The organism is Arcicella rosea (assembly GCF_040543805.1).
GTDB lineage: Bacteria > Bacteroidota > Bacteroidia > Cytophagales > Spirosomataceae > Arcicella > Arcicella rosea.
In genome coordinates this window covers 313,315-331,369 of sequence record NZ_JBEUMS010000004.1, presented here as the reverse complement: position 1 = coordinate 331,369, position 18,055 = coordinate 313,315, and the positions used below count along the sequence as shown (strand labels likewise).

The following is an 18,055-nucleotide window of genomic DNA, read 5'->3' as shown; positions in this document are numbered from 1 at the left end:
TTTGTAAGATTTTGTTATTTTGATAGTTAACTATTCTAAAGTATTTGAGAGGTATGCTCTTTCGTTTTTACTTTTTCAATAATATCGGTAATTATTCCATTTTCATCAATGATAAAAGTTGTTCTGGCTGTACCCATGTAGGTTCTGCCATACATAGATTTTTCAACCCAAACGCCATAAGCTTCTACTAGCTGATGGTCTTCATCTGAGAGTAAAATAAATTTCAAATCATATTTTTTGATGAATTTCTGATGTGCTTTTTGGCCATCAACACTTACACCAATAATTTCAAAACCTTTGGCTTGTAAAGCAGGTAAATTTTCATTCAGATTACAAGCTTGAGCGGTACAACCAGGAGTATCATCTTTTGGATAAAAGTATAAAATCACTTTTTTACCTTTAAAGTCTGAAAGTTTAACCAAATTTCCATCTTGGTCTTTTTGTTCAAAATCCGGTGCTTTTTCTCCTATTGCTAATTTCATTTATGTATATTTTTATAAAGACAATTTTGAAAGATTTGACTATACTCTTTACTATTTTTTATTTTTCTTTTTACTCTTCTTTTTTGATTTTACTTCTTTCTTCGCTTTAGTTTTAGCTTTTTTAGTCTTTTCTTTTTTGACAGCTACAGTCTTTGTTTGGTTATCAACTTCGGTTTCATAAGAACTTTTATTACCTTGATTATCTTCCAAATCTAAACGAAGTTTACCTACAAAACTTTGAGTAGAATCTGATTTAACTGTCCATAATAAAGCTCTTTTTGCATCATAATCAGCTAAAATATAAGTATCATTAATATATGTCTTAAAGCTTTTAATTCCGGAAAGATTATCTGAAATTCTAATCGCTACATGATTCGGGCTTTTCGTGACAAAACTTGCTTTGGGCGGAATTGTATCTGTTAAAAGTGTAAACTGACCCAATAATCCAGCTTTAAAGACAATTCTATCTGTATTCCATTTTCCACCTAAAAATCTTCTTTGATTTCTTGAAGTATAATATACTGATGTTTTTTGTGGTAAGTTTACTTTGGTTTCTGGTTGAAAACTAACACTAATCGGATTTCGGATTGGTATAGTTGCTTGTCCAATTTCTACTTGATTTGGCACCGCTTTAGTTTCTAAATAAAGCGTATCATACAATGTTTTCGCTTCAAAAATGATTGAAAGTTTATCTGAAACAAAACTACTTGACTGATTGGGAAGAATAGTTTTTTGTAAGTTTAGAGACTTTTCTACACTATCAATCTGAATAGATTTGGGTAAACCCTTTTTTAAGTCCCAAAGATACACAGCTTCATTGTTTTTTACGTAATTTATGGGCAATTCAGTCGATGATTTCTCGAAATTTAAAATGGCTATCGAATTGATTGTCTTTAAGTTGCGTGCTTTTATCACTAAAGTATTGTCATCAATATTGTAGTTAATCAACAAAGGTGATTTACTTGGACTAGCCGTTACAGAGTTTTCAGGTTTTTCACCTTTAATTGTAAAGTTTAAAGTACTTCCATTTTCGTAAGCATCCCAAATTTTGATAGTTATTTGATGAGTTTTTCCATCTTGAAAACTCAGTTTTCCTTTTTGTAAAATGGTTTTATAAACTGGCAATTCATCATTTCCATCATCTTGAAAAAGCTTTTGAATTCTTTGTCCAACTGTTTTTTCGTAAGCATAATCAGTATGCACATTAATATCATGCGAAACAGCATTTGGAAATTGTTCTAAATGAAAATAATGTACTTCTTTACCATCAACGAATAATTCCGTACAACTTAACCCGTTTGAATTATGGGTGTCGTTCATTTTATCAACCGCCAGCAATTCTAACCCAATTTCACCAATTGCTGAAATTTCTGCATTGATGCCATAAGTACCATCAGGTTTTTTGATGGGATGAAATGATTTTCTTCCAAATTCTCCATTTACTCTTGCATCTGTACCAAGTGTTTTGATAAATAATTGTTGGAAAATAGGAGGCACATTGTCTTTGATTTCGGTAAAACCAAAATTCAGAGGATTCAAAATATTGTTATTAATATCTCTGATTTCAAAATGCAAATGTGGACCAGCAGAGCCGCCAGTATTGCCTGAATAACCAATAATTTGTCCCTTTTTTACAACAAATTCATTTATGGCAGGTTTTAATTGAATTTCAAAAGTCTGATTTTCTAATCTTTTTTTCTTGACATAAGTAGCCAAAGGTTCTGCAAATTCTCTTAAATGTCCGTAAACAGAAACGTAGCCATTTGGATGCGTCAAAAAAACTACGTTTCCATAACCAGAAGTTTGTACTCTAATTTCAGAAACATAAGCATCAGCCGAGGCTTGTACAGCTAAACCTTCTCTTCCTTGGGTTTTAATATCAATACCAGCATGGAAATGATCTGCACGCAAATCACCCATTCCACCAGCCAAATAGTTTTGTTGTTTGGGATTAATTGGAAAGAGAAAGTAATCTTTCGGATAAAGAAGTCTTGTTTTTTGTGCTAAATTCTGAAATGAAAGAAGACTACAAAAAAGAAAGAATTTTAATTTCATAGATTGTTGTAACTGGATTTTATGGAGGAAGAATATCCATAAAATCCACGTCACGATTTACTTTATGTCAAATGAAAGCATCTCAGTACCTTCAATAAATGCACTTAATTTATCACCAATTTTTACTTTACCAACGCCAGCAGGAGTTCCTGTAAAAATTAAATCGCCAGTTTTTAACGTGAAGTATTTTGATATTTCAGCAATGATTTCATCAAAATTCCAAAGCATCATTGAAGTATTTCCTGTTTGACGAGTCTCTCCATTGATTTCTAAGTGGAAATTCAGGTTCTTTAAATCAGCAAATTCAGACTTAGCAACGAAGCCAGAAATAGGTGCCGAGCCATTAAAAGCTTTGGCTTTTTCCCAAGGCAATCCCTTCTCTTTGAGTTTAGATTGAACATCTCTAGCCGTAAAATCAATGCCAATCCCAATTTCTTCGTAATATTTATGTGCAAATTTAGCTTCAATATTCTTGCCCATCTTATTGATTTTCAATACGATTTCTACTTCATGGTGAATGTCGTTTGAAAAATCAGGATGATAAAATGCCTCATTATCTTTGAGTATCGCGGTATCTGGTTTCATAAAGATGACAGGTTCGGACGGACGCTCATTATTTAATTCGGCAATATGTTCAGCGTAATTTCTACCGATGCACAAAATTTTCATATTTCTTCGTTTTATGAATTATTTCACAAAAATACCCCTAAAATGTAGAAATTTAGAACCTTTTTTAGATTTTTACATCTAAATTCTAAATTGCTATATTATTACTAAGGTGTTGGTATGATTATTTAATATTAATTTTACCATTAAAATTTAATGTGTCTTAATCCTTTTAAGAAAAATGAAAAAAATCGTTTTTTATGGAGCAGTTCTCCTAACGTCAATTTGGGCTTGTACAAAAGTGCCTATTTCAGGTCGAAGTCAGTTATTATTAGTTTCTGATGATGAAATGAATGCCATGTCATTCACTAGCTATAAGCAATTTCTAGATACGAATAAAGTTGTAGCGGCTAGTTCTCAACAAGCTGCTATGGTAAAAAGAGTTGGTGATAAAATTGCTAAAGCAGCGCAAACATATTTTGAGCAAAATAACGCTCCTGATTATTTGAAAGCTTATCAATGGCAAACAGAATTAGTACAAAACAGTCAAGTGAACGCTTGGTGTATGCCGGGGGGTAAAATGGTTGTTTATACAGGTATTTTGCCAATTACTCAGAACGAAACGGGTTTAGCTGTAGTAATGGGTCATGAAGTATCACATGCAATTGCAAAACATGGTAGCGAAAGAATGAGCCAAGGAATGATTGCTCAAGGCTTATTGACGGCCGGACAAGTTGGTTTAGGAATAGCGATGCAAAGTAAGCCTAGTGCTACCCAAAATTTATGGAATTCTGTGTTCAGCGTTGCGGCTCCAGCGGGTGCTCAACTAGGAATGCTTGCTTTTGGACGTAACCAAGAATCAGAAGCCGACCATCTAGGATTGATTTTTATGGCGATGGCTGGCTACAATCCTGAAGAAGCTGTTGCTTTCTGGGGAAGAATGGCTGCACAGTCTTCTGGTTCGTCGAAACCACCATTGTTTTTATCAACTCACCCATCTGATGAACAAAGAATTGCAGATATTAAAAGACTTTTACCAGAAGCGACTCAATATTATAAAACATCAAAAACTACTTCAACAGGCGTAAAGAAAAACTAAACAATATAATTGTTTGAAGTTTTCTATTCCAATAAAAAAGGCGAAGAATATTAAATTCTTCGCCTTTTTTATTGTTCAGTATTGATTACATTGCTGCTAATACTTCTTCAACTTTAGTTGCTGCATCTTTCAATAAAACAGCCGAGAATACTTTCAAGCCTGATTCATCAATGATTTTAGCTCCTTCAGCAGCGTTAGTTCCTTGTAAACGAACGATAATTGGTACAGGAATATCACCGATAGCTTTGTAAGCTTCAACAACACCAGTAGCAACACGGTCGCAACGAACAATACCACCAAAGATATTAATTAAGATTGCTTTAACGTTTGGATCTTTCAAGATGATACGGAAACCAGCTTCAACCGTTTTAGCATTAGCTCCTCCCCCTACATCTAGGAAGTTGGCAGGCTCACCACCAGACAATTTGATGATGTCCATCGTAGCCATTGCTAAACCAGCACCATTCACCATACATCCAACGTTACCATCTAATTTTACGTAGTTCAAATCGTTTTTAGATGCTTCAACTTCTAATGGATCTTCTTCAGTAACATCACGTAATGGAATAAAATCTGAATGACGGTACAATGCGTTATCATCTAAGTTAACTTTAGCATCTACTGCCAAGATTTTGTTGTCTGAAGTTTTCAACACAGGGTTGATTTCAAACATCGAAGAATCTGTTTCAACATAAGCCTTATAAAGAGAATTGATGAATTTCACCATTTCTTTGAAAGCATCACCTGATAAACCTAAAGCGAAAGCAATTTTACGAGCTTGGAATGCTTGTAAACCTACTCTTGGATCAATCCATTCTTTAATGATTTTTTCAGGAGTATGTTCTGCTACTTCTTCAATGTCCATACCACCTTCTGTTGATGCCATGATAACATTACAAGCACGACCTCTATCTAACAAAATAGAAATGTAATACTCTTTTGGCTCAGATGGACCTGGATAATAAACGTCTTCTGCAATCAAGACTTTATTAACTTTTTTTCCTTCTGGACCTGTTTGGTGAGTAATCAATTGCATTCCCAAAATCTGCTCTGATTTTTGGCGAACTTCATCTAAATTTTTAGCAAGTTTTACTCCACCACCTTTTCCACGCCCACCGGCATGAATTTGGGCTTTAATTACGTGCCACTGTGTACCAGTTTTTGCCGACAACTCTCTAGCAGCTTCTACTGCCAATGCTGGTGTATCGACTACGATGCCCTCTTGAATGCGGACACCATAACTTTTCAAAATGTCTTTACCTTGATACTCGTGAATGTTCATTTGATACAGTTTTTTATGTCGAAATTAATTCGTTTGCTAAATTACTGACAAACTATTTAATTAATCGCTTTTATTTGGTAAATATTTATAGTTTATCAACTTTTTTGAACGACTAACAAAGTAATTATTCAAGGCAAATATAGTAATTCCACATTTTTTATCGTTGTTTTGTTCTAGTGAATATTTATTGAAAAAGGAAAAATGTTAGTAGTCAAAAATATTACAAAGACCTATGGAAACTTAAATGTTTTGAAAGGTATTGATTTACAGATTCATCAAGGAGAGGTAGCCTCTATCGTTGGGGCTTCGGGTGCAGGGAAAAGTACTCTTTTACACATTGCAGGAACACTTGATAAACCTGATACTGGACAAGTATTTATTGCAGGACAAGAAATAACCAATCTAAAGGATACTTCTTTGGCTAAATTTAGAAATGAAAAATTAGGCTTTATTTTTCAATTCCATAACCTTTTGGGAGAATTTACAGCTTTAGAAAATGTTTGTATGCCTGCTTATATTGGCGGTAAAAATAAAAAAATAGAAGAAAGAGCTGAGGAACTTTTAGTATTACTCGGACTAAAAGACAGAATTCATAACTTACCTTCACAAATGTCGGGTGGTGAGCAACAAAGAACTGCTGTGGCTCGTGCTTTGATTAATTCTCCATCAATCATTTTTGCAGATGAACCTTCTGGGAATTTAGATTCAAGGAATGCACAAGAATTGCATGAACTCTTTTTTAATTTAAGAGATCAGTTTAATCAAACATTTGTCATCGTTACTCATAATGAAGATTTAGCCAATATGGCTGACAGAAAGCTAGTCATGCAAGATGGATTATTATTGAGTTAATGGATAGGATATTTATAGAAATAGAAAAGCCTGTATTGAGTATTCTCATTACAGGCTTTTTTTATAATGCTTAAAAATAAATTATTAATCGTCCCTAATTATGAATTCCTAATAAATTGAACTATTAGTAATTACTTCATCCGTATGAAATTCATATTTGAAAATAGGATCAATCTCTGAACATGCCTCAATTTCCATTACTTCATTAATCAACCCTGTTTTCATATCAAAAACCCAACCGTGAATATGTGGCAGTTGGAAGTTTTTCCAAGAACGTTGAATGATTGTTGTTTTAGCAAGGTTCTTTACTTGTTCTTCTACATTCAATTCTACCAAACGCTTAAATCTGGCATCCTCATCAGCAATACTTTTCAGTTCATCATCATGCTTTGCATAAACTTCTTTAATATTTCTTAGCCATTTATTGATGAGTCCTAAATCGCTAGAGCCCATAGCTGCCTTTACACCGCCACAACCGTAATGTCCGCAAACAATAACATGTTTTACATGGAGTACTTCTACCGCATATTGAAGTACTGAAAGTAGATTAATATCCGTATGAACCACTAAATTTGCCACATTTCTATGTACAAATACTTCGCCAGGTTGTGCATGAGTAATTTCTTCAGCGGGTACTCTACTATCTGCACAACCAATCCATAAAAATTTTGGCTGTTGGTCTTTAGAAAGGATATTGAAATAATCTTCATCTAATTCTAAACGCTCCTTTGCCCATGCTTTATTAGCTAATAATAATTGTTTATAATCTTTCATCTCTTAATAAATTGTTAATGTGACGATTCTGTTTCTGCTTGATAATGATTAATATCTCCTTGAATTTTGCGGTTTACTTTCTTGAATATCATTTCAATACCTTTACTTTTTGAACTTCTTTTAAAAGTATAAAGTAGGGTAAAAATATCATGATCGATAAAATTGGCTCTTGTTCCATCGACTAATACTTCGTCGCCTTCCTTCAAACTCATTAAAATATTTTTAATTCTTGGTTTATTCAAAAAGGAAACATCTTTATTAAACTTGATTAATACATTGTTCCCTTCACGAATCACCGAAATTACTGAACGGAAATTGGTAAATACAACAAATAAAAGCCCTATAAATGTTCCAATAAATATACCAAAAAGTAAATCTTTGAAAATAATAATAGCAATAGTGGCTGCAAAAGGGATATATTGGTCGTATCCTTCTTTATAAACTTTTTTAAATACAACTGGATTAGCCAATTTATAACCTACCATTAACAAAATTGCCGCCAAAGCAGATAAAGGAATTCTATTCATCAACATCGGAATAAAAACTACCGAAGCCAATAATAATATTCCATGAACCATTGACGACATTCTTGTTTTTGCTCCAGCATAAACGTTTGCTGAAGTTCTAACAACTACTGAAGTAACTGGAAGACCACCTAATAAACCTGCAATTGTATTTCCTACTCCTTGCGCAACAAGTTCTTTATCTGAAGAAGAAATACGTTTTTGAGGGTCGATGCTATCACCAGCTTCCAAGCTTAAAAGAGACTCTAAACTAGCCACAATTGCCAATGTTATTGCAATTGTGTAAATATGAGGATTACTTAAAAATGAGAAATCAGGAAAAATTAGTACGTTTTTAAATTCTTGGAAATTATTAAAAATAGGCATTGCCACCATGTGAATTGGCGAATTTCCTAAAAAGTACTCTGGTTTCGCAATGGCATATATTTCATTGATTGAAACGCCTAAAAGCACAGCCGCTAAAGCAGAAGGGAATACTTTAAAAAAGTTAATGTTTTTCTTAGCGGCATAATCCCAAAAAATCAAAAGTGCTAAACACGAAAACGAAATAATGACAGCACCATAATTAAAATCTATGAAAGAACGTATTAATTCTGTAATGGTATTTTGGTGATCGGCAACTTGTTCAAATTCAAATTCTCCTTCATAGTCTTGGTCATCTCCTAAAGCATGAGGAATCTGTTTAAGAATAATTACCAAACCTATAGCAACCAACATTCCCTTTATAACGCTTTCTGGGAAGTATGAACTAAATTTCCCAGCTTTCAAATAACCTAAAGCAATTTGCAGTAAACCAGCCAAAATAACCGCTACAAGAAAACCCGGATAAGAACCTAAATCTTTAATAGCTGTAGCTACAATTACAGTTAAGCCAGCCGCAGGTCCACTTACCGAAATTTCAGACCCTGATAAAATTGATACTACAATTCCAGCTACAATTCCTGAAAGTAACCCTGCAAAAAGTGGTGCTCCTGAAGCAAGAGCAATTCCTAAACAAAGAGGCAATGCTACTAAAAAAACGGAAATACCTGATTTCCAGTCAGTTTCTAGTAATGACTTTTGATAATATTTAATTTTCGACATAATATATTTAACGTAGTAGCTTTGAATCAAATTTGAAAAGGGAGTATTCCCTAATATTTAGCATAAGATTGAATATATCAAACATTATTTGATAGACACAACATTACTAACGCTTAAAATGATTTAAACACGAGGAGGCTGAATAATTACATCAAAATGTCCACGAAGGATTCGGGAAGAATATGAAGAAAATAATGTGAGAGCTGAATGATAAATGCTTTCGCTTAAGGTAATGTCTTTATCAAAAACTGAATAATTGTGTAAAATACAAACTACTTTGTAAGCATCAATATCTTCAGATTCTGGAATATCATCGGTAGCGTTTGAATCTGATTTCTTTTCTGTTTCAGCCTTGTTTTGGATATTTACAATTTTTTCTTTTGGTAAAAAAAAGCTTAAATAATGAATACCCCCTACGCTCAAGGCGATAAAATGCAAGGTCGAAACCAAGCAAAAAATCTGAAAGGCTGTATGCAATTTACTTCTGGTACTCATAGCGAGGTTTAATTGGGTGAACAAAATTAAAACATTTTAGTTCTATGTTTTATATTAATAACCATAAAAGATTAAAAATAAAACAAAATTGGGTTATCGAAATCGATAACCCAATCTAACATTAAACCACATACAAACTAAAATATTGTAATCTTTAATTAAAAAAGACTTGATATTGCATAATAATACCGCCTTTTCTATTTGTTGCGTTATATTCTCCAGAAGCATTACTTGTATAAACTGGACGACTCTGATAAGCCAATGTCAGCTTAGAAGTGTGCCCTGAGAAGAGCCAATTAATACCTGCATCATAAAATACCATTGGGTCGGCTAATTTTTCATAATCTGAATATTGAACACTGACATAGGGCATTAAAGTACCCGCTTTGCCCAACATATTATTCGCCATTTTATACCCTATTTGTCCATAAAGCGTTTGCCCAGTTCCATATAATGGGGCATTGTTTCCAGCACCATTTAACACACTGGTGTTCGAATTTCCAGTTGCTGGATTCAGCGGACCACTTTGACGAATATAATTTTTCCCAAAATCATAATCTGAATAAGCTAAATAAGCACTTAAAGCTGTACCTTTTTCTTTGTTAATGGGTGCATCATAAAAAGCGTCAACTGCCAATAAGGTCATTGCTGTTTTCAAGGTATCTCTCCCATTATCTGCCAAATGCCACATCGCATCAGGTTGATAGATAAACCCAGCACCAATATTGAAGAATTTTTTAGTCCCTAAATAAGTCCCTACCATATAAGGATTCATGTTAGATTCTTTATCCCAAAACTGGTACTGGAAATATCCCTGTGTTTGAAATTTTGGTGGTGTTGTGGCAAAGTTTGAATTTTTTGTTAAAGCTGTAGCCGCATTAAAGCCAGCAGATTTCTGAATCGCCATAGGGTCAGTTAAGGCTACTCTATAATCGAAACTGCCCAATTTTCCTTTGGCATAAATACTGAGTTTCCGTAAAAATTGATCATTTACATCATTGGTTGCTTGTTGGTAAAGAGGTGCATCTACTCCTAATTGCCCACCAACAGAAGCTGCTGCAAAACGTGCTAAACCACTCCAACCCGACAAACCTCCACCTAATGAAAGTTTATTTTTAATAACTGAATACTCCCCAACGGCATCATTTATGAAAAAACCTTGTTTTCTATCTGAAAGTGCATTAAAATTATTTTGTCCAACTTGTAAATAGATATAAGTACGGTCGGTGATTTGTCCAAATAATTGTAATCTCAAACGACGAATACCAATATCAGTTGTAGATGATTTTGCAAAACCATTCGTTGTTGAACCCGGATTGTTTTCGTTATGACGAAGCCAAACTTGATTCAACAATGTCATCTTTAAAAACTGCGAACCATCTTGATTTAAATATAATTTACCTTCTTTATAAGTTTGAGAAAAGCTGATATAAGATAACATTAGCCCAACCACCAGAAAAAGCGTTTTTTTCATAGAATTAATTAAATATTTTTTGAGATACTGAGCGACAAAATGTCACTCAGTATTAAATATAACTATTATGTGAATTAAAATTTATACTTTTCTAGCAGCCAATTTATGTCCAGAAATAGGCTTGTGATTGTCAAGACCTATAATTTTCACGGTGCCACCTCTTTCTATATAATCATGCTCGAAATGATGAAGATTTTCCATCACAGAGTGGTCAACCAATTTTGTATTTGTTAAATCTATCGTCACATTAAAACCAGAAGGAATGGCATCCAATTTACTTTTGATACCTAAGTAATTTGTAAAAACAGCCGATTTATCAATTTCTACCAAATATTCATCTCCTTCAAAAGAAACCAATGTTGGTGCTTTGAAAAGAGAACTAATTGGCAAACCATTCACCAAGTGAATAATGATTTTCAAGGCAATACCAGCAGCAATACCAACCAATAAATCTTCGTATAGAGTAAAGAAAATGGTAATCAAGAAAATGGATAATTGTTCTTTTCCAATATTGAATGTATGAATAAATTCTTTTGGATGAGCTAATTTAATCCCAACAGTAATTAACATCGCCGCTAAAGCTGTGTTCGGAATTAATTCGATTAAATGCGAAGCCAACAAAACAAAACCCAAGATAAAAAAGCCATGGAAGAAATTTGCCCAACGAGTTTTTGCACCATTATTAACATTAGAAGAACTACGTGCTACTTCTGAAATCATTGGTAAACCACCTAAAATTGCAGCTAAAGTATTCCCTACTCCTACTGCAATTAAATCTTTATTTGTATCCGATTTACGACGATACGGATCTAACATATCAATTGCTTTTACCGTTAATAATGATTCTAAAGTACCTACCAAAGCAAACATTACTACATATTTTATAAAGATTCCCATTTGTGCAAAACCTGAAAAATCTACATTTACTTTGATGTTTTCCATCAAATTTCCAATGTGAACTAGCGCATAAGCTGGTTCAGTAGTTTGAAAATCCATTGCCAATTCAGCAGGAATTGCTACAATCAGTACAACTAAAGGAGCAGGAATCTTTTTAATAATAGGATTCTTAATAAAAGGCCAGCCTAGCATAATGATTAAACAAACTATACCTATTAAACTGGCTTTAGGATCAAGATTTGCAATAAATGTAGGAATTGCTCCAATCAAAGCAATTGGACCTTTTCCTTTAGTAAGCGCTGGTGCTACATCTAACAAAACTGGAATTTGTTTTGCAATAATAATCAAACCAATGGCAGCAAGCATTCCATGAATCGCAGATAAAGGGAAAAAATCGGCTAATTTCCCCAACTTGAATACGCCAAAAAGTATTTGAACAATACCTGCCACAACCATTGCTCCAAGTGCTAAATGCCAACCCGTTTCACCTCCACCAAATTCATTAACAGCACCCGCCACAATTACAATCAAACCAGCCGCTGGTCCTTTAATTGTTAATCTTGAACCCATCAAAAAACTGACCACAATACCACCAATAATAGCGGTAATTAACCCCATAATTGGCGGAAATTCTGAAGCTTTGGCTATTCCTAAACTCAAAGGAAGTGCAAGCAAAAAAACTATAAAACCAGAAATAGCATCTGTTGAAAAGTTTTCTTTTAACCCTGCGAAGCCATCAAGTGGAGCAGTTAATTTTGTTTTATTTTCCATTTCGAAATAATATTTTAAAGATGTTAGGGACGTGATTCAATGCTTAAACTTTAGACTAAATGCTGATAATTTCTTTTTATGAAGACTTATAAGCTACTTCATGATATGTTTTAATGTGTGGTCCTAGAAAAATTCTGGCATAAAGTCTTACGACAGAAATTCCTCCGATAATGAAACTTGACGAAATAAAAAATGCTAAGAAAACTTGGTCTTCATGGATATGACTAAAGATTAAATCTTCTCCGATAAAGGTTGAAGTAATCGGAAAACCCGTTAAGCCTAAACATGAAACTAAAAACATCATCGCAAATCTTGGATGTTCATAAACGTGTCCGTGGAAACGATTCAAATCAAGTACTTTTTCAATAGCGGTAAGCTTCCTCAATGTGAAATATCCCAAAGTTCCCATGATTACGATGCCACTCAGGTAAAAAATCACTTCTTCCGCTTTGAAGTGTTCGTTGAATGAAATTGCCAAGGCAATCCAGAAATGATTCATGATGATTAATAACCAACTCATCCTTGGGCTTTTTCTTTCTGAATAAGATTTTAATACCATGATAAATCCAATCAGTGAAAACAAACCGGGCAAGTATTCATGCAATTGTTCAGCTAAATTTTCTTGATTATACAGTAATAGCAATCCAATAAAATAGGTAGGAATAAAAAGTAATAACAGCTTATTTACCGTCAGAAAGTCTAATTTTCTTCCTACATTTTTCAAAGGTTTCCAAACGATATAATCCATGAATAAATCTAAATTCCATTCTTTCAAACTCATCACATAAATTGAATACTCTACTTTTTTAGGGAAAGAATCTTCAATTGTATGCTGACGTGGAACGAAATTGTAAAACTGTTCACGAATCATATAACTCACTACCGATGGCGAAACCAGTAATTGATAAGTTCTCAAGAAAGCATTTCCTGCAAAGTGAAATAATGCCAAGTTTTCAAAACCAGCCGCTACTTCTATGAAAATCAAACCAATTTGTGCTACCGAAGCATAAGCAATCTGACTTTTCACAGACGATTGTACTCTTGCAATCAAAGAAGCAATGATACTTGTTGAAAGCCCAAGTAAAGCAATGAGAAATCTTACCGAAATTTGATGTTCCCAAAAAGGAAAAGTTCTTACCAAAAGAAAAACACCCAAATGCACCGAAAGCGAACCATAAAAAATAGCACTTGAAGGCGTAGGACCTTCCATTGCTCTTGGCAACCAAGATGAAAATGGTAATTGCGCAGACTTAACAGCTGCAGCAACCAAAATCATAATCGAAATAAATACGCCAGTAAAACTATGACTTTGCAAATGTTCATGTACCAATTCATAGTTACTCAACTTCAAGAAAGTAATATTTTCATGCCATAAATGGTGGCTCGCCCACATGGCTAGGATTAAACCAATGTCACCAATTCGATATACTGAAAATACTTTAATGGCATTTTTTACAGGCAAATATCTGTCACGATAAAAGGCAATTAATAAGAAGGATGAAATTCCTAGAATTTCCCAACCTATAAAAAGTGTTTCAAAGTTTCCAGCAAGAATCGCTACATTGTAACCTACATAAAAAAACAAAATCGTATTAAAAAAACGCTTATAGCCTTTTTCTCTATGTAGATAATACCGGCTGTAAATCGTTACTAAAAACGTTAAAAATGCTCCAACTAAAAGATAAACCACTGTAATTTTATCAAAACAAAAATCAATCAGAAACTCATAATCTTTAGATTTAAAAAGTACTATTTCCTTTAAATTAAGTGTTTCATGCCCATGCAAAAGCCAGTAAACTAAAAAAACAATAAAACTAATTAAGTGTACTCCTACTGTTGAAAAGGCAGCCCATGACAAAACACTTTCCTTTTTTTGAGGAATTAATAAACTAATTATAAAGCCTACTATAGGTATAAGAATAAAAATTTGAAGTATTGAAGTCATCTTGTATTCTTATTTAATTAAATAAACTGGAAAATTTTCTTGGTGAGATTCAAGCAAGGGTTCAATATCAGAAACAGCGTCTAATTGTTTATTAACAGACTGATAAGGTACAAAATGACCATTCTCAAATCTAAAAATCGCTCTGGTTTCAGGATTCACTACAGCCAAATGCACCCATTCATTATTGAACCATTCATAAGTTTCTGGAGCTGTTTTAATTGTATTCAACACCACATCAGGAAAATGTTCAACAATAAAAAGCATACGAATGGGGTCATGAACTTCAATCATTTGGCTTGGCAGACCCGGTCTTAAATCACCATCAATACCATTGGCAACTCCAAAAAGTCCCATAACATTATGTGGTAATTTTGAACCAGCACCTAATTTTTGATTATCAACTCTTGAGAAATAATATTCCAGATTAATTCCCCCGCAAACTGGTGCGGCGGCTTTCAAAATATTAAAAAGATACTTGCCATCTAAATCAACTTTGTAGTTGTAAGAATTCATAAAAGCACGTCTATCTAAAAATAAATCTTTCGATAGTTCTCTTCTTCCAACAATACAAATCGCATTAGTAGCGTGGTTAAGTTCTGGTCTTGGTTCAAAAAGGGAAACCGACCTTGTACGAATTTTATCATGAATTTCTTCTGCCGTCAATTTCGTATCAATTGATTCAAATCTTCTTGAACGTTCTTTCGCATTGAAATCAAGTGCTTTCACAAAAAGTGGTTCATTTTTTTGATGACCAATTTTATTTTTTTCAGAAAGTATATTTTCGTCAAAAAACAAAATCTCATCACGGGTAGTATCATGTAAGCCACCCACAAATTGTGTCGTTTCAGGAATGTCAATTCCTTTTGAAGCCAATATTTTTCTTACTTCAACATGATTCAACATATAACTTGCTACTCTCGCATTCACAGAACCAGGTCTTCCACAACAAGCTCCACAGTCATAACCTGCATAATGAGTATTGTTTACACTGCTCGCCCCGTGCCCTATTATATATACGATAGGAGCAAAATCTTTCACTAAACCAATACTTTTTAGCAGTCCTTCCATACGTTGAGCCATTTCATCAACGGTAAAACCAATCTGGAGTTCATCTTTTCTTGGATGGCTGTGATGATGATTATGTTCTATCGTTAAGCTAGATTCTTTATCCATGTGTTTGAATGAAGAAACTGAAGCGGCGCTCATTGATGGTCTGAAAATATTCAAGAACAAACGAAATATAGACCAAAAGCCCAGAGTCTGTGAAAACAACCAGCCACTTAATAAAGAATGAGTATGTTTAGTAAAATGTGCATCTTTACCTTCTTTCTTTTTAGAACCTAGCTCTTTAATCAAGAATTTAGGATTAACTGGCGCTGGACATTGCTTTGTATATGAATTAGCATGTTCTGGTTGATAATAAAACTCAACACCAAAAAAACCGGGTGTACCAAAGGTTTCACAACCAGTATCAAATTTTTCAAGGTATCTTCGAATCGAACACTCACGGTCATCAATACAAAACATTGCTTGAAAACTCTTCTCCTCAACTTCTCTTTTCGTCGCATTTCCTAGTTCAATCCCTGCCAATACTTGGTCGTAATAAGTCCATTCAAAAGCATCTTGCCAAATTGTAAGTACTTGATTCAATTCAGTTTCAGGCACTTCTGCAAAAATATCTTTTGTTTTGTCTTTAATTGTACTTCCAAGTGTCACCCAGTTTTCACCAAATTTGAAGTCAAGTGCATCAATCTCCAAAAGCAATTCAAAAACAATTAAATCATGCGTAGAGATTTTCTTATGATCTAATAATGTTTGTGGTAAATCTTCAACGACTGAAACCATTCCCGACCAACCTTGATGTGCAAACTGCTGGTCATAAAGGTATTGCTTGTAAAGTAAAGCATCACCTACAAGTATTTTCAACAAATCTTCAATCTTGCAATGTCCTTCCAACAATAGTTTTCTCGCTCTTGTTGTTTTGAAAAAACTGGTAAAGGTATTGCGCTCCATTTCTCTAATTGAAGCCAAAAATCCTTTATGAATATTAGGAAAACTCCAAATTGAAATCCCTTGATCTAAGAAACTACAAAGAATTCTGAATAAAATTGGATGAACCAACAAATCCATATCTATGTGATGAATCAATTTCCAGTTTGCTCTTAAATTACCTACTCTTGGAGAAATCAACGTATCATACTCTTTTTGAAGTACTTTCTCTTTCCAGTCTAAAAGGTACTCCTCTCCCATTCTTTCAACAATCACTTTTTCAAGAATAGCGATATTTACTCTATTGGAGTGATAAAGCGTTCGGTATTCATCTAAACTCAGAAATACTTTATACCCAAATATTTTTGAAGCCTTTCTGATGGCTTTGTAAAATTTGAGATGCTGAAAAGCATGAAGTGTATTATGATGAACAAAGTCTTTTAAAGGAGCTTGCGCAGGCAAATAATGCTTCAATTCATGAAGTATTTCATGTTCATCAAAGGATGAATGGTGTGTTTTCATACAAATACTTTAAGATTTATCAAGACTTATACAGTTGATTGCGCAGGCATACTTACATTTTACTGGAAAGTAAAAATCAAGCATAACAAAAAACTAGAATATAAAATTTGATTTTTATCAATTGACAAACCAAACAATACAATCAAGTTCAATACAAGTTTTAGCCACATTATCAGAATTAGACCAATAATTTGAACCAACTTTTACAAAAGAATTACGCTGAAATAAACAATCTGTTTACGTTGAAGTTGTAAACAATGAAAGCACCAAGAATGATACTTTTCACAAACGAGTGTCAAATACGAAAATTGAGGAACAAAACAAAAAGCTGAAAGCAAGAATGAATTTTAGATTTAAAAATCCAAGAAGAAAGGTAAGTTTGCTTTAATATTAAAGCTTTGAAAGTAAAAAATTGACTGATTGTAAAGTTGATTTTTGCTAAATCAAAATCTTTACCATTTTCAGAACTTTCTTCACTTTCGTTGATTTCTGTATCACAGAATTGAGTTCGAGAGGTATCAGTTGAAGTTTTTAAAAAATATCTTTTGATGTGTTGGTTCTGCGCATCACTACCAAGATTCATTGGCGAAGCAATGAATTTGAAGCTTACTAGCAACAACAACAAAAATATTTTCAAAAATTTCATATTGCCGGAATTCTTTGTTGACAAGAAAGTGCATTACTGATAATGATGACAATTTATGTCTTTCACTTCGAATTAACATCAATTGAATATGAATTATTTCATAATGAATGAAAAATTCACAATAAAGTTTAATTTTTTAATTAAAAATCAATATAAAGTCCCTCAAAAAAGAAAAAACTACTTGAAAACAAGTAGTTCTATAATTAAATATTCAGAGATAGGAAGCAAAATCATCAAGTTTGTTTAGAAGACAATTGCCTGCGGAGACAAATTTATGCCTCCGACAGACACTGTACACCATTAACCATTTTTATAAACAAAACTTGTAAAGGTAGCATCTCAAAAAAGAGATGAAACATTATATATTGAAGCACGTTTTAAGAATGCACACAAACTAAAACAATGCTATACTATGCTAGTGAATTTCATTACAAATTTAAAAAAAAAATCAGCGATTCAAAATTTTTTACTTATAATTTGACTCAAAATTGGAAAAAGACAATACTTTATTAACACAGCATTAAAAATATTGTTAATTTGCTATAATTACCTCAAATAG

Annotated in this window: 13 protein-coding genes; 2 read left to right on the top strand and 11 right to left on the bottom strand. The window is 33.3% G+C overall.

Annotated elements, in window-relative coordinates; genetic code table 11:
• Positions 1 to 35: 35 nt before the first annotated feature.
• From bcp to ABID42_RS07605, 3 genes are read right to left on the bottom strand one after another with little or no spacing between them, the layout of a single operon-like run.
• On the bottom strand, positions 36 to 482 hold the full coding sequence (gene bcp / locus ABID42_RS07615) for a thioredoxin-dependent thiol peroxidase (RefSeq protein WP_367283122.1): 447 nt from the start codon (positions 480 to 482) through the stop codon (positions 36 to 38).
• A 51-nt stretch (positions 483 to 533) separates the two neighbouring features.
• Positions 534 to 2,537, bottom strand: coding sequence for a M23 family metallopeptidase (locus tag ABID42_RS07610; protein ID WP_367283121.1), 2,004 nt, complete (start codon positions 2,535 to 2,537; stop codon positions 534 to 536).
• Between the two features lie 57 nt (positions 2,538 to 2,594).
• Positions 2,595 to 3,206 (bottom strand): fumarylacetoacetate hydrolase family protein, encoded by a 612-nt coding sequence (locus ABID42_RS07605; RefSeq protein ID WP_367283120.1) that lies wholly within the window; start codon positions 3,204 to 3,206, stop codon positions 2,595 to 2,597.
• A 178-nt stretch (positions 3,207 to 3,384) separates the two neighbouring features.
• Here ABID42_RS07605 and ABID42_RS07600 point away from each other — a divergent pair, with 178 nt between their 5' ends.
• A complete protein-coding gene (locus ABID42_RS07600; protein ID WP_367283119.1) occupies positions 3,385 to 4,242 on the top strand; it encodes a M48 family metallopeptidase in 858 nt (285 codons plus the stop codon).
• Between the two features lie 85 nt (positions 4,243 to 4,327).
• Here ABID42_RS07600 and sucC read toward each other — a convergent pair whose 3' ends face one another.
• The gene (sucC, locus tag ABID42_RS07595; protein ID WP_323261295.1) at positions 4,328 to 5,524 is read right to left on the bottom strand and encodes an ADP-forming succinate--CoA ligase subunit beta; all 1,197 of its coding nucleotides are present in this window, start codon (positions 5,522 to 5,524) and stop codon (positions 4,328 to 4,330) included.
• 201 nt (positions 5,525 to 5,725) lie between these two features.
• On the opposite strand from sucC, the gene ABID42_RS07590 reads away from it, so the two are divergent.
• Entirely contained in the window at positions 5,726 to 6,376 is a 651-nt protein-coding gene (locus tag ABID42_RS07590; RefSeq protein WP_367283118.1) for an ABC transporter ATP-binding protein, read from the top strand.
• Between the two features lie 108 nt (positions 6,377 to 6,484).
• Here ABID42_RS07590 and can read toward each other — a convergent pair whose 3' ends face one another.
• The 7 genes from can to ABID42_RS07555 form a co-directional block, all read right to left on the bottom strand.
• Complete coding sequence (gene can / locus ABID42_RS07585) at positions 6,485 to 7,150, bottom strand: carbonate dehydratase (RefSeq protein WP_367283117.1); 666 nt, start codon at positions 7,148 to 7,150, stop codon at positions 6,485 to 6,487.
• 14 nt (positions 7,151 to 7,164) lie between these two features.
• Positions 7,165 to 8,757: a SulP family inorganic anion transporter gene (locus ABID42_RS07580; RefSeq protein ID WP_323261301.1), complete on the bottom strand. Its 1,593-nt coding sequence runs from the start codon at positions 8,755 to 8,757 to the stop codon at positions 7,165 to 7,167.
• A 123-nt stretch (positions 8,758 to 8,880) separates the two neighbouring features.
• Positions 8,881 to 9,252 (bottom strand): hypothetical protein, encoded by a 372-nt coding sequence (locus tag ABID42_RS07575; protein WP_323261303.1) that lies wholly within the window; start codon positions 9,250 to 9,252, stop codon positions 8,881 to 8,883.
• Positions 9,253 to 9,406: 154 nt separating this feature from the next.
• On the bottom strand, positions 9,407 to 10,726 hold the full coding sequence (locus ABID42_RS07570; protein ID WP_367283116.1) for a hypothetical protein: 1,320 nt from the start codon (positions 10,724 to 10,726) through the stop codon (positions 9,407 to 9,409).
• 81 nt (positions 10,727 to 10,807) lie between these two features.
• Positions 10,808 to 12,394 carry a SulP family inorganic anion transporter gene (locus ABID42_RS07565; RefSeq protein ID WP_367283115.1) on the bottom strand — a complete coding sequence of 529 codons (1,587 nt, stop codon included), beginning with the start codon at positions 12,392 to 12,394 and terminating at the stop codon, positions 10,808 to 10,810.
• A gap of 76 nt (positions 12,395 to 12,470) precedes the next feature.
• Entirely contained in the window at positions 12,471 to 14,339 is a 1,869-nt protein-coding gene (locus tag ABID42_RS07560; protein ID WP_367283114.1) for a proton-conducting transporter transmembrane domain-containing protein, read from the bottom strand.
• Between the two features lie 9 nt (positions 14,340 to 14,348).
• The gene (locus ABID42_RS07555) at positions 14,349 to 16,850 is read right to left on the bottom strand and encodes a YbcC family protein (protein WP_367283113.1); all 2,502 of its coding nucleotides are present in this window, start codon (positions 16,848 to 16,850) and stop codon (positions 14,349 to 14,351) included.
• Between the last annotated feature and the right edge of the window lie 1,205 nt (positions 16,851 to 18,055).